The following is a 19,327-nucleotide window of genomic DNA, read 5'->3' as shown; positions in this document are numbered from 1 at the left end:
AAACGGGGTGCCTCAAGGATTGGAATGTGACGATTTAGGGCTCCACGGTGACAATTCACCGCTTCCGAATCGCCATTTGACAAAGCCACTATACCCCCTATGGGTATCCGACATGGAACGGGACGAAGGAACAAAAGGGCCGCTGGTCAACCGGCTGAAGCGGATCGCCGGGCAGGTTCAAGGGATCGGCCGGATGATCGAGGAGGACCGCGACTGCGTGGAAATCCTCAACACGATCTCGGCGGTCCATTCGGCGCTGCGCGGACTGGAGGCCAAGCTGCTCGAGGATCACGTGTGCCATTGCGTCCACGACGCCGCCAAGGATCCCGCCCGCTTGGAAAAGCGCCTGGAGGAGCTGATCAATCTGTACCGGAGGAAACTGGCATGAGCGATTGTTGCGGAAACAAGAAAGCCGCCGCGCCGGAGAAGAAGTCCTGCTGCGCCCCCGCGGCAGAAGAGAAGAGCTCCTGCTGTGGTGGCTCCAAACAAGAGGACTCCTGCTGTGGCGGTGGTGGTGGCGGCATCGACTGGCTGCTTTGGGGCTCGCTGATCCTGGTCGCCGCGGGCATCGCCGGTCATTTCATCGGTGGCGGTCCGGCCTGGTGGAGTGTCTTCTCTCACGGCTCTTGGGAGCTGATGTCGAAGGCCTGGTGGGGAATCCTGGTTGGGATCGCGGCGGTTGGCATCCTAGGTCAGGTGCCGAAGGAAGTGGTCGCCAAGTTGCTCGGCAAGGGCGGCAGTATGGGCGGAATCGTTCGCGCCACCCTCGCCGGGACCCTGCTCGACCTCTGCAACCACGGCATCCTGATGGTCGGCATGCAGCTCTACCGCAAGGGTGCCTCGCTCGGCCAGACGATCGCCTTCCTGGTCTCCAGCCCTTGGAACTCGCTGTCGCTGACGCTGATCCTGGTCGGGCTGATCGGGCTCAAGTGGACGCTTGCCTTCATCGTGCTCTCGATGCTGATCGGCATCGTCGCCGGCCGCATCGCCGATGCGCTGGTGAAGCGCGGCAAGCTTCCCGCCAACCCGCATGCGGTTGAGGTCGACGGCAGCTACCGCCTCAAGGACGGCCTGCGCGAGGCCTGGTCCGGGGTCCGTCCCGGCGACGGCAACCTGCGGCGGATCGTCCGCGACGGGCTCAGCGAATCGAAGATGATCCTGCGCTGGATCTTCTTCGGCATCGCCATGGCGGGTGCGATCCGCGCCTTCGTGCCCGACGACATCTTCTCGCAGTACTTCGGACCGAGCCTGATCGGCCTGCTGCTGACCCTGGTGGCGACCACCGTGATCGAGGTCTGCTCGGAGGGGTCGAGCCCGATCGCCGCCGACCTGCTGAACCGGGCCGGCGCCCCGGGCAATGCCTTCACTTTCCTGATGGCAGGCGCGGCCACCGACTACACCGAGATCATGGCGCTGAAGGAAACGACCAAGTCGTGGAAGGCGACCTTTGCGCTGCCGCTGCTCACCACGCCACAGGTGCTGGTGATCGCCTGGATACTGAACCACTACCCAAGGTGAACCCGCACTCCCATGATCATTCCGCGAAGCCGTCCTGTTGCTCCGGCCGCCATCATCGCGACGCCTCGATCCGGCCGTCGAAGGCCTGGTTCTGCCCGATGTGTACCGGCGTCGAGAGCGACGAACCGGGCGATTGCCCGAAGTGCGGGATGGCCTTGGAGCGCAACCCCGCGGTGGCGCAGGCCACCACCTACACCTGCCCGATGCATCCGGAAATCCGCCAGGATGGACCGGGGAGCTGCCCGATCTGCGGGATGGACCTCGAGCCCGTCGAACCGGTGGCCGAGGATTCCGGCGAGGAAACGAAGCTGCGGAAGAAGCTGATCGTGGCCAGTGCGGCGGCGTTTCCGCTGCTGCTGATCGCGATGCTGCCGATGATCCCCGGCGTCTCCTTGCCCGCCTGGCTCCATCACGAGACCGGTGCCTGGTTGCAGGCGGCGTTGGCGACGATTTGCCTGGTCGCCGGCTTCTTCATCCTGGTCCGCGCCTGGAGGTCGCTGGTGACCTGGAACCTCAACATGTGGACCTTGCTCGGTCTCGGGATCAGCGCCGCCTACGGCTTCAGCCTGGTGTCCTTGTTTGCCGGTGAGCATTTGCCGGAAGCCTTCAAGGATCACGGCCGCGCGCCGCTCTACTTCGAGACCGCCGGGGTGATCATCGCGCTGGTGATCCTCGGCCAGTGGCTCGAGGCCAAGGCCCGCGGCCGCACCAGCATGGCGATCAAGGCGCTGATGGATCAGGCGGCGAAGACCGCCCGGCGGGTCGATGGCGAGAGCGAGGAGGAGATCCCGATCGAGCAGGTCCAGGCCGGCGACCTGTTGCGGGTGAAGCCCGGCGAGAAGGTGCCGGTGGACGGTGAGGTGGTCCGCGGCCGAGGCACCGTCGACGAGTCGATGATCAGCGGCGAGCCTGAGCCGGTCGACAAGCAGGAGGGCGATCCGGTCACCGGCGGAACCCTCAACCAGACCGGCTCCTTCGTTTTCCGCGCCACCAAGGTTGGCTCGGAGACGATGCTGGCGCGGATCATCCAGCAGGTGTCCGATGCCCAGCGCAGCCGCGCGCCGATCCAGGCGGTGGCGGACAAGGTCGCCGGCTGGTTCGTGCCGGTGGTGGTCGGCATCGCGGTGCTCGCCTTCATCCTGTGGTCGGTCTTCGGTCCGGACCCCAGCCTGGTGTTCGGGCTGGTGGCGGCGGTGTCGGTGCTGGTCGTGGCCTGTCCCTGCGCGCTCGGCCTGGCGACGCCGATCTCGATCATGGTCGGTGTCGGCCGCGGCGCCTCGGAGGGCATCCTGATCCGCGATGCCGAGGCCCTGGAGCGGATGGAAAAGATCACCACCCTGGCGGTCGACAAGACCGGCACCCTGACCGCAGGCCGGCCGGCCCTGGTCGCGGTTCACCGGGTGGCGGACGATGACGAGGACGCACTGCTTGGCATGGCCGCAGCCGTGGAGACGAGCAGCGAGCATCCGCTGGCCCATGCCATCGTCAGCGCGGCGGAGAAACGCGGGCTCGACCTGCCGCAGGCGGAGGATTTCGACTCGGTGGTCGGCGGCGGGGTCTCGGCCAAGGTCGGTGGGGAAACGATCCGCATCGGCAAGCCGGCCTGGCTGGAGGACCAGGGGGTGGGCGGCCTCGATGCCGCGCTGCCGGATGAATCCACCGCGACCCGGGTCTTCATGGCCCGCGGCGACCGGCTGGTCGCGGCCTTCGACCTGGCGGACCCGGTCAAGGACAGCACGCCGGCCGCGGTCGAGGCCTTGAAGGCCGACGGCGTCGAACTGGTCATGCTGACCGGCGACCGCGAGGCCACGGCCCAAGCCGTCGCCAGCAAGCTCAACATCGACGACTACCGCGCCGGGCTCTCGCCCTCCGACAAGCTCGACTTCGTCAAGCAGCAGGTCGCCGCCGGCAAGCCGCTGGCAATGGCCGGGGACGGCATCAACGATGCGCCCGCGCTGGCCGCCGCCGAGGTCGGGATCGCGATGGGCACCGGCACCGACGTGGCCATCGAAAGCGCCGGCATTTCGCTGGTGAAGGGCGACCTCCGCTCGATCCTGCGAGCCCGCGCCCTGAGCCGGGCGACGATGAAGAACATCCGCCAGAACCTGTTCTTCGCGCTGGTCTACAACGGCCTCGGCGTGCCGATCGCGGCCGGCGCGCTGTATCCCTTCACCGGTCACCTGCTGAGCCCGATGATCGCCGCCGCGGCGATGAGCTTCAGTTCGGTATCGGTGATCGGCAACGCCCTGCGCCTGCGCAGGATCCAACTCGATTAGGGGAAACCCATTGATTCAAAGGTGAAAATGGAATAGAGCCTCAACAGATCTCTTCCCACTGGAGGAGAGTTCTCCAAGATGCATCCCTTCCGCTCCATCCTCGCAACGCTGCTGGCGCTCCTGATCGCCAGCCCGCTGTGCTGCTGCTCCGCCCACGCGGCGGAGAAGGAGTCGCGGCCGTCGTGCTGCGAGGCGAGTGTGGAGCGCGATGGCAAGGGTAGTCCCGACCAGCAGCCGCACGCCTGCGCCTGCCGGACCAAGGAACCTCGCGACGAGGTGAAGAACTTCGAGCTGCCGCACGACATCGCGGTGCTCCTCGAACCGGCGGTGACCGACGTGGCCCGCCTGGTGCCGCCGGTGCCCGTGCGCCGGCCGATGGCGTCCACGCCGCACACCGGCTGTGACCCGCCGCGACTGTTGCTCGCGCGCTATTCCCGTTGGCTGATTTGAAGCCCGGATCCCTTTGATTCCCGGCATCCTTTGCGGATGTCCGGTTTTGCTGCGTCGCGTCGACGCGGCTTCGTGCCCTGTCGTCCCCTCGTGGCGTCGCGGCCATGCCCCTTTGTTCAGATTGTTAGAAACCGCAAAACCAACAGAAACCATGAAACCAATCCTACTCTTCAGTTCCCTTGCCTTCCTTCTCGCGTCCTGTGGCAAACAGGAAACGACCACCGTCGAGGCCCCGGCCCCCGAGCCGGCCGCCGCCACTGCCGGAAGCGCCGCCCTGTGCCCGGTCTCGGGCGAGGAGCTCGGCTCGATGGGCGATCCCTACGTCTATGTTTACGAGGGTCGCGAGATCAAGATGTGCTGCGAGCACTGCGTGCCGAAGTTCGAAAAGGACCCGCAGAAGTACCTCAGCAAGCTCGACGCGGAAGCGGCCGAGTGAACCACGACGGGCAACCCCGATGAGCCGCCGGACCATGAAATTCCGATCCCTGGGACTCCCTTGTCTTGCCGGCTTGCTGTGCTTGCCCGTGTCCTGCAGCCCCTCGTCCTCCACGGGCGAGGGGAAGGCGGCGGTGCTGGCCGTGCCGCCGCCTTCAGCTGCCGTGAACTACCCGGTGTCCGGCTCTGCCGGGCCCGACGAACTGGCGCGGCTGGCGATCGAGCACCATCCCTCGATCGCCGCCGCACGCCATCGCGCCGGCCGGCTGGAGGCCAAGGTGGCGCAGGAGCAATCGCTGCCGGACCCGGTCGCCGAGATTGCCGCGGGATCGATGGCGGAAACCGCCGCCGGCCGCACCGAGGCGATGGGCGGCATCAAGCAGAAGTTCCCCTTTCCCGGCAAACGCCGCGAGGCCGCTGCTGCCGCCGGCAGCGAGGCCGCCGCGGCCCTGGCCGAGGTCAAGGTGCTCGAGCTCAAGCTGACCGAGCAGGTCCACGCCGCGTGGTGGGACCTTTATCTGGCCGACCAGACCCTGGCGCTGACCCGCGAGAGCCGCTCCTTGCTGGAGGCGGTGCGCGATGCCGTCGACGCCCGCGTTGCCGCCGACCAGGCGGGCCAGGCCGACCAGCTGCGGATGGCCAACGAGCTGGCCATGCTGGACCGCGACCTGGCGGCTGCGGGACAAGTGGCGTCGACTGCCAGGGCGCGGCTGAATTCCCTGCTCAACCGCCCGGCCGGGGCCTCGCTGCCGGCCGCCCGCCAGGCCAAGATCCCCAGTGCCGGATCGCTGGACAGCCTGCTGGCGCGGGCGCAGAGCCGGCATCCCGAGGTGGCGGCCGCCGAGCAGCGCGCCAATGCCTTCCGCCATCGCCTGAAGCGGGCGGAACTGGAGAAGTATCCCGACATCACCGCGGGGGTTTCCGGGGCCGCGATCTCCGACTCCGGCCTGTCGCGGATGGCCAACGGCCGCGACCAGATCTACGCCACCCTGGGGGTGAACATCCCGCTCTGGCAGGAGCCGCGGAAGGCGATGATCCGCGAGGCGGAGGAAGGGATCGCCGAGACCGAGGCAATGATCGCCTCGACCCGCTCGGAGCTGCGCTTCCGGGTCGAGGATGCCTGGTTCCGGGCCAAGACCGCGCGCGACGTGGCGACCCTTTTCGAGACCCGGCTGGTGCCGGATGCTACCCAGGCCTACGAGGTCACGCTGACCGGCTACAGCGCCGGGACCAGCAGCTTCAGCGATCTGGTCGAAACCTGGCGCGGGCTGCTCGCCTACCGCCTGCAACTCGCCAGCAACCGAGCCCAGGTGGGCAAGGCCAGCGCCACCCTGCGCGCGGCGGCGGCACTCGATTGATGCATGAAGGCGAAGGGCGTCAGATTGAAGGAAGCCAGGCACCGAGCTGGATTCTGGCTGGGCGGGTCGTCGAGTGGCGGCCGTGTTTTTGAGCTAGCAGGTGCGTTGCGTCCGCACCGTGGCGGGCTGGCCTGGATGGGCCGGGGGGTGCTTGTGCCGTTGCCCCCGGAATTTGCTCTCTTTGATTGTTTCGATCCGCCGGGGCGCCGCGAAAGCGGTGTCGCCGCTGCGCTCTGCCACCGCACTCCAAAGTTGTCATGAAGCCTTCCGAACTTTTCCAGCGGCTGCGCCGGTCGCCGCGCGCCATCCTGTCCGTCCTGCTGCCACTCGGGCTTTTCCTGCTGGGCTGGTGGTTCGGCCTGCCGCCCGCCAAGCACGACGAACACGACCACGATGCCGAAAGCGGGCAGGTCTGGACCTGCTCGATGCACCCGCAGATCCGCCAGCCGGGGCCGGGCCTGTGCCCGATTTGCAACATGGACCTGATCCCGTTGAGCGGCGGCGGAGGCGGCGGCCTGCGCGAGGTCAGCGTGTCCCCCGAGTCGGCGGCATTGCTCGACCTGCGGGTCGCGCCGGTGGTCCGGGAAGCGGCCGAGGCGGAGGTCAGGCTGTTCGGCCGGATTGACTACGACGAACGTAGTATGAATACCATCACCTCGAGGGTGGCGGGCCGGCTCGACCGGCTGTTCGTCGACTACACCGGCGCCCCGGTGCAGAAGGGCGACCACCTGGCCGAGATCTATTCGCCCGACCTGCTGGTCGCGCAGCGGGAACTGATCGAGGGGCGGCGGGCCGTCGATGGGCTCGCCTCCGGTGCCTCGGCGGTGGTGCGGGATACCCGCCGCCGCCTGCTTGAAGCGGCGCGCGAGAAGCTGCGGCTGCTGCAGTTCACCGAGCAGCAGATCGCGGACATCGAGCTCTCGCGGCAACCGCAGGACCACCTGACCCTCTACACGCCGCAGGCCGGTATCGTGACCTCCAAGCTCGCCAGCGAGGGACAGTATGTGAAGACCGGCGACCCCTTGTTCAAGATCGCCGACCTTTCGACGGTGTGGCTCAAACTCGAGGCCTACGAGAGTGACCTGCAGTGGTTGCGCTACGCCCAGGACCTGAGCTTCACGGTGGAAGCGCTGCCGGGCGAGGTGTTCCACGGCCGGATCGCCTTCATTGATCCGGAGATCGACCCGCTGCGGCGGGTGACGAGGGTGCGGGTGAATGTCGACAACGCGGGACTGCTCCTGAAACCGGGGATGTTCGCCGCGGCGGTGGCGCGCTCGAAGACAGCGGCCAACGGCAAGGTGATCGATCCCTCGATGGCGGGGAAGTGGGTCAGCCCGATGCACCCGGAGATCGTCAAGGACGGGCCGGGGCAATGCGATATCTGCGGGATGGATCTGGTGCCGGCGGAGACGCTGGGCTTTGTGACCGCCGCGGGCACGTCCGGCGAGCCGCTGCTGATCCCGGCGTCCGCGGTGCTCCGGACCGGCAAGCGGGCGGTGGTCTACGTGCGCTTGCCCGACGAGGACGGACCGAAGTTCGAGGGCCGCCAGATCGTGCTGGGCCCGCGGGTCGGCGACCGCTTCGTGGTGGCGGAAGGTCTCGAGGAGGGCGAGCTGGTGGTGACTCGCGGCGCCTTCAAGCTCGACTCCGAACTGCAGATCCGGGCCAAGCCGTCGATGATGAACCCCGGGGCGGGCCTGGACGAGAAGCCGGCGAATTCGGCGTCGAAGGAACTGGCCGGCCAGTGGTCGCCGGTACCGCGTGAACTGGGGCGCTTGCTACGGGAACCATCGGAGAAGGAGATCGCGGCGCTCGCCGCGCTGGTCCGCGGCATCGATAGCTCGGCCTTGCAGGACGAGGAGGCGGCGCTGTGGAAGGAGTTTTCCTCGCGCCTGCTCAATGAACTCGCGGAGGCACGGGAAGACGTCGCAGGCAATCCCGCCGCGGCGGCCCGCGGGGTGGCGCGGGCGGTCGAGGAAGCCGGTCGCTACCTCGGTCTGCCCTACCAGCCGGAAGCCCCGCCGCCGGCCGAACCGGCGACGGCCAAGGCCTTGAAGTCGGCGATCGCAGCTTACCTGCCGGTGGCCGCTGCCCTGGCGGGGGACGATGACGGGGCTGCGGCCAAGGCGGCCGGGGCGATGGCCGCAACTCTAGCTGCCAGTCCGCTGGCCGAGGCCCCCGATCTCGCTGCTCTGGCGCAGGAGTTGGCCTCAGCCGATGGCATCAAGCCGCGGCGCGCGTCCTTCCAGCGGCTCAGCGACAAGCTGATCGCGCTGACCCGCGAGAAGGGTCTCGATGCGGTCGGCAATGCCTACGTGGTGCACTGCCCGATGGCCTTCAAGAACCAGGGCGCCGACTGGATTGCCGACAAACCGGTGGTCGAGAATCCCTACTTCGGGGACGCAATGTTCAGTTGCGGCACGGTCACCGACACGCTTTCGGTGGAGAAAGGAGGCGGCGAATGAGGGCCTTGGAGTGCGGTGGCATAGCGAGCCTGCGAGCGACGACACCGCTTTCATGTCATCTCGGCGGCTTCCGTTTCCTGATCCACCCCGAATCGACCTTTCCCCGGAAAGCGGTGTCGCCGCTGCGCTCTGCCACCGCACTCCAAAGATGAACAAGCTCATCCATTTCTGCCTGCACCAGAAGCTGGTGGTGCTGCTCCTGCTGGCCTTCTTCATCGGCTGGGGCGTCAAGGTGGCGCCCTTCGACTGGGACACCGGGAACTACCCGCGCGACCCGGTGGCGGTCGATGCCATCCCGGACCTGGGCGACAACCAGCAGATCGTCTACACCGACTGGCCCGGGCGCTCGCCGCAGGACGTCGAGGACCAGATCACCTACCCGCTGACCGTGGCCCTGCTCGGGGTGCCGGGGGTGCGGGAGGTTCGCTCCTACTCGATGTTCGGCAGTTCGTATGTCTACCTGATCTTCGAGGAGGACGTCGAGTTCTACTGGAGTCGTAGTCGCTTGCTGGAAAAGCTCAACTCGCTGCCCGCCGACCTGTTGCCGGAAGCGGTGACGCCGACGCTGGGTCCGGACGCGACCGGGCTCGGGCAGGTCTTCTGGTATGTCCTCGAAGGCCGCGACCCGGACGGCAAGCCGGCCGGGGGCTGGGACCTCGACGAGCTGCGGGCGACGCAGGACTGGCAGGTCCGCTACGCGCTGCTGGCGGCGGAAGGGGTCGCGGAAGTGGCTTCGGTCGGCGGCTACCAGCGGCAGTATCAGGTCGATGTCGATCCCGACGCGCTGCGCGCCAACGGGGTCACCCTGGCCCAGGTCGTCGATGCGGTGCGCAAGTCGAACCAGGAGATCGGTGCCCGCAACCTGGCGGTCAACGGCGTGGAATACTTCCTGCGTGGCACCGGCTATGTCGACAGCCCGGCTGACCTCGAGAAGGCGGTGGTGGTGGTGCGCGGGAACACCCCGGTGACGGTGGCCGATGTGGCGACGGTGACGCTGGGACCGGCGATGCGCCGCGGCGGCCTTGACGTCAACGGCGCGGATGCCGCCGGCGGGGTGGTGGTCGCGCGCTACGGCGCCAACCCGCTGGAGACGATCCGCAACACCAAGAAGAAGATCGCCGAGCTCGAGGCCGCGCTGCCACTGCGGGCGGTGATCGACTGGACCAAGGTGGACCCATCCACGGCGGCGGGTTTCGCCGCGGAACACGGGATCGAACCGGCCTTCGAGGCCGACGGGACCATGGACCGGGAATCCTGGCTGGCCTTCACCCGGGGGACTGCGCGGGCGGAGTGGCCGGACTGGCTGACGACTTCCAAGATGACGATCGTCCCCTTCTACGATCGCTCCAAGCTGATCGGTGAGACGCTCAACACGCTCGACGACGCACTCTACCAGCAGGTGCTGGTGACGATCATCGTGGTGATCGTGATGGTGATGCACCTGCGGACCAGCGTGCTGATCTCGGCGATGCTGCCGCTCGCGGTGCTGATCACCTTCATCACCATGAAGATCGCCGGGGTGGATGCCAATATCGTCGCCCTGTCGGGGATAGCGATCGCTATCGGCACCGTGGTCGATGTCGGGATCGTCCTGACGGAGAACATCCTCAAGCACCTCGACGAGGCCCCGCCGGACGAGGCGAAGTCGGCGGTGATCTATCGCGCGGTCACCGAGGTGGCCTCGGCGGTGACCACTTCGGTGGCGACGACGGTGGTCAGCTTCCTGCCGGTCTTCACCATGACCGGGGAGGCAGGGCGGCTGTTCCGCCCGCTGGCCTTCACCAAGTCCTTCGCGCTGGTCGCCTCGATCATCGTGGCGCTGACCATTATCCCGCCGGTGGCCCACCTGCTGTTCGGCTCGGTGCCGAAGGCGCTGCGCGACCGCCGGGTGCTGGTGTCCGGCCTGCTGGTGGCCGCCGCCCTGCTGGCGCTCGGTTTTTCGGGCTGGCTGGCGCTGGCGTTGCTGGTGCTTGCCGCCGGACTCTGGTTCGAGCGCCGGGTCGCCGGCCGGTGGCGGCACGGTGTGGCGGTGGGAGTGAATGTGCTGGCCGCGCTGGCGGTGGTGCTGCTGTTGACGCTCGACTGGATGCCGCTCGGGCTGGACCGCAACACGCCGGAGAACCTGGTGTTCGTGGTGCTCGTGGTCGGCGGACTGCTGCTGGGCTTCCGCCTGTTTGAGCTCGGCTACTCATCGGTGCTGCGCTGGTGCCTGGCGCACAAGCCGCTATTCCTCACCGCGCCGGCGGTGATGCTGGCGCTGGCCTTCTGCATATGGCTCGGCTTCCCCCGGGTCTTCGACTTCGTGCCGCGGCTTGCGGGCGAAGGGATACGCGAAACGCGGCTGTGGCAGGACGCCACGGCGAAGTTCCCCGGACTCGGCCGCGAATTCCGGCCGGCCCTGGATGAGGGATCCTTCCTGCTGATGCCGACGATCAGCCCGCACGCATCGATCGACGAAGCGATGGAAACACTTGGCCAGCTCGACTCGGCGGTCGCGGCGATCCCGGAGGTGGAGCGCGTCGTCGGCAAGATCGGCCGGGTCGACTCACCGCTCGATCCGGCGCCGATCTCGATGGTCGAGACGGTGGTGAACTATGTTTCCGAATTCAAATCCGACGACAAGGGGCGGGTGCTGCGGTTCCGCACCATGGACGACGGCAATTTCGCCTACGATGCCTCCGGTCACCTGATCGAGGACCCCCGGGGCAAGCCGTTCCGGCAGTGGCGGCCGGAGATCCGCAGCCCTGACGACATCTGGGCGAAGATCGAGGAGGCCGCGCGGCTGCCCGGGGTGACCGGGGCGCCGAAGCTGCAACCGATCGAAACCCGGCTGGTGATGCTGCGCACCGGGATGCGGGCGCCGATGGGGATCAAGATCAAGGGCCGCACGCTGGAAGACATCGAGAAGTTCGGCCTGCAACTGGAGAGCTTGATGCGGACGGGGGAGATCCCCGGGCTGGCGGCCGAGACGGTCAATGCCGACCGGATCGTCGGGAAGCCCTACCTGGAGATCGTGCCGGACCGCGACGCGGCGTCGAGGTACGGGCTGAACATCGCCGACATCCACGAGACGATCCAGACCGCGATCGGCGGCCGGGTGGTGACGACGACCGTGGAAGGGCGCGAGCGCTTCGCGGTCCAGGTCCGCTACCAGCGCGAGATGCGCGACAGCCAGGAGGCCCTCGGCCGGGTGCTGGTGACGGGCAAGGAAGGTGCGCAGGTGCCGCTGTCCCAGCTTGCCGGCATCCGCTACCTGCGGGGACCGCAGATGATCAAGGCCGAGGACACCTTCCTCACCGGCTACGTCACCTTCGGCTCGCAGCCCGGCCACGCCGAGGTCGACGTGGTGGAGGCGGCCCGGCGTTATCTGGACGGCAAGGAGCGGGACGGCAAGCTGGTCCGGGCGCCGGGCATCCGCTACGAGTTCGCCGGAAATTACGAGGCCGCGCTCGAGTTCAACCGGACGCTGATGGTGATGGTGCCGCTGTGTCTCGGCGCGATTTTCATCCTGCTCTACTTCGACAACAAGTCGGTCACCACGACGTTCATCGTATTTTCCGGCGTCGCGGTGGCTTGGTCGGGCGGCTTCCTGCTGCTGTGGCTCTACGGCCGGTCGGGTTTCCTCGACTTCGAGCTGTTCGGCCACAACCTCCGGCAGCTGTTCCAAGTCTCGCCGATCAACCTCTCGACCGCGGTTTGGGTCGGCTTCCTGGCCTTGTTCGGGATCGCCACCGACGACGGCGTGGTGATGTCGACCTATCTCCGCCAGCGCTTCGACGAACTGAAACCGCGGGGAACGGCGGCCATCCGCGAGGCGGTGGTCGACGCCGGCAAGCGGCGGGTGCGCCCCTGCCTGATGACCACCGCCACCACGCTGCTGGCCTTGCTTCCCGTGCTCACCTCGACCGGCCGCGGCTCCGACCTGATGGCGCCGATGGCCGTGCCGATCTTCGGCGGGATGCTGGTCGAGCTGATGACGATGTTCGTGGTCCCGGTGCTCTACTCGCTGAAGCAGGAGCTGGTCGGCAAGGAAGACTGACCCGTTGGGCCGCGAAGTTGCAGCCCCTCTTGAATCTGGATGATATCCGGCCCGTCCCCAAAGCCTAGTGATGACGTCCCCAGAAGGCTTCCCAGTAGGTGCGGGTGAAGATTCTGGCGCTCCCGTCCACGATTTCTCCCGCGGCCGAACCAAGGTCGTCAGACCTCGCCTGATATTGTTTGGCGAGTGTCAGGCCCTCTTCGGGTGAGATCTGATAGATGCTCGTTAGGGCGACTCTTCGAAAAGTATCCTCTTCGCTCTCGTCGGCAAGGATTGTGCGAAGAACCGGCAAGGCCTCGGTCACTCCGGCGACGCCGAGGAAACCGATGGCGTAGAGTCGTTTTGGTATCGTCCGATCCACAACTTCTGCGATCACCCGATCCTTCACCAGGTCGGTGTGCAGGATCAGTGGGTCCATGAGCATGTCTTCCGCCCGTCCGGCATCGTTCAGGTAGAAGTCGTTCATCACGCTCTCCGGTGTCGGGCGCAGGAAAAAGTAGCATACCACTGCGCCGGCGAGGAAGGCAGCGGCTATTCTGGGACGGCGGCTCTTGTTCGTTGGCAAGCAAGGAACCTACTTGAGCCCCAACTGCGGGCACCAGCCCGAAACAGGACCAGATCCTTCGTCCGTTGAATCGGTTCGATGCCCCTCCGGGCTGCGAATGCACGATTCAGCTCGGTGGCGCCAATTCGGACCGCAAACGCCACGGTGCCGGTCTGGGTGGCCTTGAGGATCGGATGGATCACGAACAAGGGCAGCGCAATGGCGGCGTGGCATTCCCACTTGTCGGGGAGCTCTGGTTTGGGAATAATGCGCATTATTGAAGTCAAATGGTGATGTTGATGGCCGTTTTTCAGCCGGTCTTTCCTGCAATAAGCCTGCCAGGCGCTTTCTTCTGCATCCGCATGTTTCCTTCCAAGCTTTTCTCTCATCTGCGCTACCGGTCCCTCTCTTCTCTGGTTCTGGTGGCCATGACATGGGCCCCGTCGACTGCGGTAGGCCAGGTGCCGCCGGCGAGCTTCACCCGCACGATCACCAAAGGGGCGGAAACGGTCACGGTTCGTTTCGCCCTGCATCCCATCCGCAGCGCCAACTTCGAGGTCCTGGTGCAGCAGCCGGACGGGACCTACCTCGCTCACGATCCCGACCTGGCCCGCACCTATCTGGGCACGGTGGACGAGTTGCCCGGGGCGCTTGCCTGCGGGCTGCTCCACGAGGACGGCACCTTGTGGGCCCGCATCAGCCTCGAGGACGGCAAGACCAGGACCACCACCGGGGGTGACGCCTCCGTCGGAGGGCCCGATGTGACGCCTGCCTGGCCGACGACCGTGGTCGGGGAAGGGGGCGCGGGATCAGATGTCCGCGTGGCGGAGGTCGGGATCGACTCGACCTTCAGCCACTTCACCGCCTGCGGGGGAAGTGCCGCGGCCGTCGTCGCCAAGTGCGAGTTCTCGGTGCTGTGCACCGACATGATCTATCTCCGCGATGCCGCCATCCTCCACCGGATCGGGAAAATCGTCATCCGCGCCGATGCCGGTCAGGATCCCTATGCTCCCGACGGCGGGACCACCGGCGAGCTGCTGCCCCACGTGAAGTCGCTGTGGAATGCCGGTGTCCCGATGGGCACGGGCCATGACGTGGCGGCGGTCATCCACGCCTCCGCGAACGGCGGCCTTGCCTGGGTCGGCGCGATCGGCACCTCCAACCGCTACTCGGCCAACGATTCGGACGGCGGTGGCGACTTCTGGAACGTCTGGCGGCACGAGGTCGGCCACAACTGGAGCTCGTCGCACTACGAAGGCGGCGGCAACCCGGAAGGCACGACGATCATGTCGGGCAACTCGTTGTCGCGTCTTTCCAGCCCGGAGCTGAGGAAAGTCATCGCCCATCGCAATGCCAAGTCGGCCATCCTGGACGGGATCGGCAACTATCCGTTCCCCTTGCCGCCGCGTGCCAACCAGGACACCGCCGCCTTCCTCCGCGACACTCCGGTCCGCATTGACGTCCTCGGCAACGATTCGGACTCGAACGGGGAAGCGATCAGCCTGCTATCCTTCGACGACGTCTCGAGTGCCGGCGGCAGCCTCGAGCGATCGGCCGGCACCGGTCCGGGCGGACGCGACGAGGTGCTCTACACCCCGCCCGCCGGACTTTCCGCGGGCACCGACTGGTTCCGCTACCGGATCGTCGATGCCTCGGGCATGCAGGCGGTCGGCCATGCCATGCTGCGACCCCGTGCGGAAACCCTGACCTTGGCCGACCACTGGCCGCTCGACGACGGCTCCGCTGCCAACCTCGTGCGGGCCACTCAAGACGGCAGCCATGAAAACGGGGTCCTCGGCGGCCAGCCCGGCGCCTGTCCGGTGACCCGCGGGGCTGCCGGCTACGATGGCATCGACGATCAGACCACGATCCCCGCGCCCGGCTACAACACCAACACCCTGACCTTCACCGCCTGGGTCAAGCGCGACGGTCCACAGTATCCCTTCTCGCCCTTCATCTTCACCCGCGCCGGCTCGTCCGTGTCCGGCTTCCATTTTGGAAATGCCAACGAGCTCCGCTACACGTGGAATGGGAGCGGCCACACCTGGGACTCGGGCCTGGTGGTTCCGGACGACACCTGGTGCCTGGTCGCGATGTGCGTGTCGCCCGGCGGGACCACGCTGCACCTGCGCTCGCCCGGCGGCCTGCAAAGCGCCACCAACGCCGCCAGCCAGCCGACCGAAGCGTTCAACGGGACGATGTATCTCGCATGGGATCCCAACAGCGTGAGCCGCCACTACAAGGGCTGGCTCGACGACGTCCGCGTTTACACCAGCACCCTGGACGGCGCCGACATCGAGTCGCTCTATCAGCAGGCACTCACGCCCCCGGCCGTGACGCTGACCTCGCCGGTGGCGGGATCGGAGATTTCACCGCTGAGCGTAGGCTTCGCCGCCAGCGTCGGTTCGCTGCCGGAGCTCGTCGACCGCGTGGCCTTCGTCGAAGGCAGCACGGTGTTCGCCGAGACGAGCCAACCGCCCTACCAGGCGACGGCCTTCGCGATTCCCCCCGGCGCCCACACCGTCACCGCGCGGACGAGTTATGGCGACTGGGGTTATCAGGTGGATTCCGCGCCGGTTTCCTTCACCGTTCAAGCCGCGCCGTTGCCGGTGGTGACGGTCCGCGCCTCGTCGTCCGCGTCGAAGCTGGGACCGCGGCCGGGCTCGTTCACGATCGCCCGCGATCACCCGCTTGGTGAGATCACGGTCCCGTTCGCGACCGGGGGTGACGCGGTGGCCGGTATCGACTATGTGGCGATTCCGTCCAGCGTGACGCTGCCGGACGGCGTCCTGTCGCAAACGATCATTGTCGAGCCCATCGCGGCCGCGCCGGACGGCCTGACTGAATCCGTGGTCGTTTCCCTGTCGCCCGACCCGAAGTACCAGGCGGGCGATCCGGCGGTTGCCACCCTGGTGATCGACGACCACATCACGTCCATCGCCGACGGCGCGTGGAACGCCGGGACCACCTGGAACGACGGGCTGGCAGCCCCGGTGACCGGCAGCCAGGACAGCGGCGAAGCCTATGCCGTCGCGCATGTCGTCACCTCGAACAACACCGGCTCTAACAGCCAGGCGCTGGTCGCCGGCGGACTGCGGATTGCGGCCGGGGGCATCCTCGATCTGGCGCGGCTCCATTCGACCACCGAGCAGAAGGTCACCTACAACCTGCCGGCGACCCGGGTCGAGAACGGCGGCGGGATCCGCTTCCGCTGTTCGGTCGGCACCTCGACCCACACCGTGGCGGCGGCGCTCGGATTTGCGGGCGATGCGGAAGTCCGCCTGAACGGCGGCAGCTACGGCAACCGTGCGATCTTCAGCGGCGAGATCTCCGGCGACGGCAACATCGCCGTGGTTTCCGACAGCAACGCGGGGGCGACCACGGCCAACCTGCGGGCGCTGTCGGTCGTTTCGGCGGACAATCCTTTCCGCGGGCACTGGTCGGTGAGCCACACCGCGGGCGGCGACGACTTCGCGGCGCTGCGCGCGGAAGCCGCCAACGCGCTGGGGACCGGCACGGTCACGCTCGGCCGCCGGTCGCGCTTGACCAACGAAAGTCCCGCGGGCCTCGACTCGCTGTCCGCGGTGATCCTGAACGGCGACGAATCCCTGCTCCAGCTGGACCATCCCTGGAACAACCCGGACGCGTCACTCCGCCTGGAAGGCGGCAGCCCGGTCGTCCAGGTCGGCGACGCGGCCTCGTCCATCGGTGAGCTCGCGGGCACCCGCGGCATCATCCGGGGCAGCGGTGCTTCGTCGTCCTTGACCGTCCATCCGGTCACCGACCGGACCTATGCCGGCGATCTGGGGGAAGACCTGGCCTTCACCAAGGCCGGGCCGGCCGCCCTGACCCTGGCCGGGGCCTTGGATCCGGGGCTTGCCTTGACGCTCGGGGAAGGGGAGCTGCGGTTCGGGACGACCGCCGTGACGGTGGGGTCGTTCGTCCAAAGCGGCGGCAACCTGGTGCTCCCCCTGTCCGGCCCGGGCGAGGTGCCGCTGACGATCAACGGCGACTGCGATTGGTCCGGCGGAGCGATCATCGTCGAGCTCCCCGGCGGGCCGCCGGCCGCGGGATCCGCCCACACCCTGGCCGAGTACACCGGCACCTTGAGCGGCCAACCGGTGATCCAGTTGCCGGCGGGCCTCCACGCCGAGGTCGACTACGGCAGCGGCGAGAACTCGCGGATCCGGCTCAGCTTCGTGGAGATGGTGGAGCTTCAGGTCGTCGCGTCGCCCGCCGAGGGCGGTGAAGTCACCGGCGGTGGCATCGTGGAGGCCGGATCCCACGTCGCGATCACCGCCACTCCCGCCAGCGGCTGGGAATTCACGGGGTGGACCGGAGCCGGGGTCGAGGAGCCCGGAAGTACGTCGACCAGCGTACTCGTGGACGCGGCGAAGACCGTGGTTGCCGGTTTCCAGCAGATCGATCCCTACGTCGCCTGGGCGGCCGCGAAGGGACTGGAAGGCGCCGATGCCCTGAAGTCGGCCGACCCCGACGGCGACGGAATGGCCAACGGGGTCGAGTTCCTGTTCGACTTCGATCCCGCCGATCCCCATTCACGCCTCCAGCTGCGGCTCGTCCGCGGCCCGTCGGGCGAGCCCCTGCTCGTCGTGAACAAGGTGATCCCCACGGGAACCTTCACGCTCGAGTGGGGCGCGACGCCGGGACCGGATTGGGAGGGCAGTGCCGACCTCGACATCGCCGGGGTGGAGCTGGATTTCGAAGTCGTGCCGCCCACCCGGCCGGAGAGGTGCTTCTACCGGCTGCGCTACACGGCACCATCGACCTAGGATCACGGGCCGATTTCCAGCTCGCTCCGGAACGGATCCGAAAAGGCCGGATCGTCCGGGGCGGTATCATCCAGCGAGCGGAGGAACGCCTCGAGGGCGAGCTTGTCCGCCTCGCTGAGGTTTATCGGTTGTTCCAGCTTCGACGACCGGTTCGGATGGGGCCGGGTGCCGTGGTCGTAGAACTCGATGACCTCGCGGAGCGTCGCGAAGCGTCCGTCGTGCATGTAGGGGGCGGTCCGGGCGATGTTCCTCAAGGACGGAGGCCGGAACTTTCCCATGTCGCTCGCGAGACCGGTCACCGCGCCCCGTCCCGGATCGGTGGTGACGGCGTCCAGCCCGTTGTTTTCGAAGCTCTGGCCGGAGACCAGTGGTTGGATGTGACAGCCATTGCAGCGCTGACCGAACACCGTTCGACCCTGTTGCTCCTGGGCGGTGAGCGCCTGCAAATCTCCGGTCAGGAAGGCATCGTAGCGGGTGGAGAAGGTGGGCATGGCCTCGACGAATTGCGCCAACGCTTCCACCACCCCCTCGCCCGACACCGGCAACTCGCCGAAGGCGGCTTGCCACAGCGGCTGGTAGTACGGCTCCGCGGCGAGCTTCGCCGGCAGGGACTCGAGGCTCATACCCATTTCCGAGGGATGCTCGATGACGCTCGAGATGGCTTCGCGGAGGTTGGTTGCACGGCCGTCCATGAAGACCTCGCTTGTCCGCCCGCCATAGGTCCGGACGCCCAACAAGGTGTGGGTATTGCGATCGGTCAATCGTCCCTCGAAACCCGGGCTCAGGCGCTGCGGATCTGCAAAGGCGTTCTCCTGGAGGTGGCAGGACGCGCAAGAGACCGCATTGTTCGCCGAGAGGCGGCGGTCGTAAAACAACACCCGGCCGAGGGTCGCCTTCCGGTTGTCGATGGTAACCCGGCTCACGATCCGCGCCAGGTGCGACGGGGTGTTGTTGGCCTTGGCATAGTTGTACGTGGTAGCCGGGAGGGCCAGGGCTTCCTCGAGGGAAAGGGGGGGCGTGCTGCCGACGGAAACCGCCCGGAAAAAGCCCTTCGCGGGGTTGGCAGGGAGCTCGAGGCCCCGGATCGACAGAGTCGAATTGGGGACCCTTACTGATTCCAACGAGGTCCACTCGCGGCCATCGGGCGAGGTTTGGAGCAGCCACGAGGCATTCGCCCGATCTTCGAGCTCAAGCGCGAGCTCCCCGGCGGTTCCGCTCTCGATCCGCAGTTGAGCCGGGCTTTCGGCGGCTTGCTCCGCCCACGATACTTGCATCATCGGGCAAAGGAGCAGGCCGGGGAGAAGGTTCTTGAGCATTCCTCATGGAACTATCGGGAAGATTTATATTGTAAATACATTTCTGAGGCCGGTTCCGACCCGCGGGCATTGCCATGGCGCATCCCGGGGCTTGCCGGCGGCCCGATCTTCGGCAAGACCGGGGGCGTTCCCCGCC

12 protein-coding genes are annotated in these 19,327 nt (G+C 67.3%); 9 read left to right on the top strand and 3 right to left on the bottom strand.

Annotated features, from left to right (window positions below):
• Positions 1–112 precede the first annotated feature (112 nt).
• The 8 genes from IG178_RS11180 (at position 113) to IG178_RS11145 (ending at position 12,541) form a co-directional block, all read left to right on the top strand.
• The gene (locus IG178_RS11180; protein ID WP_193212631.1) at positions 113–388 is read left to right on the top strand and encodes a metal-sensitive transcriptional regulator; all 276 of its coding nucleotides are present in this window, start codon (positions 113–115) and stop codon (positions 386–388) included.
• Positions 385–1,518, top strand: a complete 1,134-nt coding sequence (locus IG178_RS11175) for a permease (protein ID WP_193212630.1) — start codon at positions 385–387, stop codon at positions 1,516–1,518. Before IG178_RS11180 ends, IG178_RS11175 begins: the two co-directional genes overlap by 4 nt.
• Positions 1,515–3,794: a heavy metal translocating P-type ATPase gene (locus IG178_RS11170; RefSeq protein WP_193212629.1), complete on the top strand. Its 2,280-nt coding sequence runs from the start codon at positions 1,515–1,517 to the stop codon at positions 3,792–3,794. Before IG178_RS11175 ends, IG178_RS11170 begins: the two co-directional genes overlap by 4 nt.
• A 78-nt stretch (positions 3,795–3,872) precedes the next feature.
• Positions 3,873–4,244, top strand: coding sequence for a hypothetical protein (locus tag IG178_RS11165; protein ID WP_193212628.1), 372 nt, complete (start codon positions 3,873–3,875; stop codon positions 4,242–4,244).
• A 151-nt stretch (positions 4,245–4,395) separates the two neighbouring features.
• A complete protein-coding gene (locus tag IG178_RS11160; RefSeq protein WP_193212627.1) occupies positions 4,396–4,680 on the top strand; it encodes a hypothetical protein in 285 nt (94 codons plus the stop codon).
• Between the two features lie 34 nt (positions 4,681–4,714).
• Entirely contained in the window at positions 4,715–6,037 is a 1,323-nt protein-coding gene (locus tag IG178_RS11155) for a TolC family protein (protein WP_193212626.1), read from the top strand.
• Between the two features lie 257 nt (positions 6,038–6,294).
• Entirely contained in the window at positions 6,295–8,502 is a 2,208-nt protein-coding gene (locus tag IG178_RS11150) for a heavy metal-binding domain-containing protein (protein WP_193212625.1), read from the top strand.
• A gap of 148 nt (positions 8,503–8,650) precedes the next feature.
• Positions 8,651–12,541 carry an efflux RND transporter permease subunit gene (locus IG178_RS11145; protein WP_193212624.1) on the top strand — a complete coding sequence of 1,297 codons (3,891 nt, stop codon included), beginning with the start codon at positions 8,651–8,653 and terminating at the stop codon, positions 12,539–12,541.
• A 64-nt stretch (positions 12,542–12,605) separates the two neighbouring features.
• Here IG178_RS11145 and IG178_RS11140 read toward each other — a convergent pair whose 3' ends face one another.
• On the bottom strand, positions 12,606–13,106 hold the full coding sequence (locus tag IG178_RS11140; RefSeq protein ID WP_193212623.1) for a hypothetical protein: 501 nt from the start codon (positions 13,104–13,106) through the stop codon (positions 12,606–12,608).
• Positions 13,073–13,474, bottom strand: a complete 402-nt coding sequence (locus IG178_RS11135; protein WP_193212622.1) for a hypothetical protein — start codon at positions 13,472–13,474, stop codon at positions 13,073–13,075. Before IG178_RS11135 ends, IG178_RS11140 begins: the two co-directional genes overlap by 34 nt.
• Before the next feature lie 39 nt (positions 13,475–13,513).
• Between IG178_RS11135 and IG178_RS11130 the strand changes: the two genes are divergently transcribed.
• The gene (locus IG178_RS11130; protein WP_193212621.1) at positions 13,514–17,875 is read left to right on the top strand and encodes a LamG-like jellyroll fold domain-containing protein; all 4,362 of its coding nucleotides are present in this window, start codon (positions 13,514–13,516) and stop codon (positions 17,873–17,875) included.
• 2 nt (positions 17,876–17,877) lie between these two features.
• On the opposite strand, the gene IG178_RS11125 is transcribed toward IG178_RS11130, so the two are convergent.
• Entirely contained in the window at positions 17,878–19,191 is a 1,314-nt protein-coding gene (locus IG178_RS11125) for a cytochrome-c peroxidase (protein WP_193212620.1), read from the bottom strand.
• Between the last annotated feature and the right edge of the window lie 136 nt (positions 19,192–19,327).

This window comes from Neoluteolibacter marinus, assembly GCF_014904755.1.
GTDB lineage: Bacteria > Verrucomicrobiota > Verrucomicrobiia > Verrucomicrobiales > Akkermansiaceae > Haloferula > Haloferula marina.
The sequence above is the reverse complement of the archived record's forward strand: the minus strand, read 5'-3'. Positions and strand labels throughout refer to the sequence as shown.

Bases quoted from the DNA above. Each gene is read 5' to 3' on its own strand.
- IG178_RS11150 (WP_193212625.1), top strand. From the start codon at position 6,295: ATGAAGCCTTCCGAACTTTTCCAGCGGCTGCGCCGGTCGCCGCGCGCC.
- IG178_RS11165 (WP_193212628.1), top strand. From the start codon at position 3,873: ATGCATCCCTTCCGCTCCATCCTCGCAACGCTGCTGGCGCTCCTGATC.
- IG178_RS11135 (WP_193212622.1), bottom strand. From the start codon at position 13,474: ATGAGAGAAAAGCTTGGAAGGAAACATGCGGATGCAGAAGAAAGCGCC.
- IG178_RS11180 (WP_193212631.1), top strand. From the start codon at position 113: ATGGAACGGGACGAAGGAACAAAAGGGCCGCTGGTCAACCGGCTGAAG.
- IG178_RS11130 (WP_193212621.1), top strand. From the start codon at position 13,514: ATGACATGGGCCCCGTCGACTGCGGTAGGCCAGGTGCCGCCGGCGAGC.
- IG178_RS11155 (WP_193212626.1), top strand. From the start codon at position 4,715: ATGAAATTCCGATCCCTGGGACTCCCTTGTCTTGCCGGCTTGCTGTGC.
- IG178_RS11160 (WP_193212627.1), top strand. From the start codon at position 4,396: ATGAAACCAATCCTACTCTTCAGTTCCCTTGCCTTCCTTCTCGCGTCC.
- IG178_RS11175 (WP_193212630.1), top strand. From the start codon at position 385: ATGAGCGATTGTTGCGGAAACAAGAAAGCCGCCGCGCCGGAGAAGAAG.
- IG178_RS11125 (WP_193212620.1), bottom strand. From the start codon at position 19,191: ATGCTCAAGAACCTTCTCCCCGGCCTGCTCCTTTGCCCGATGATGCAA.
- IG178_RS11145 (WP_193212624.1), top strand. From the start codon at position 8,651: ATGAACAAGCTCATCCATTTCTGCCTGCACCAGAAGCTGGTGGTGCTG.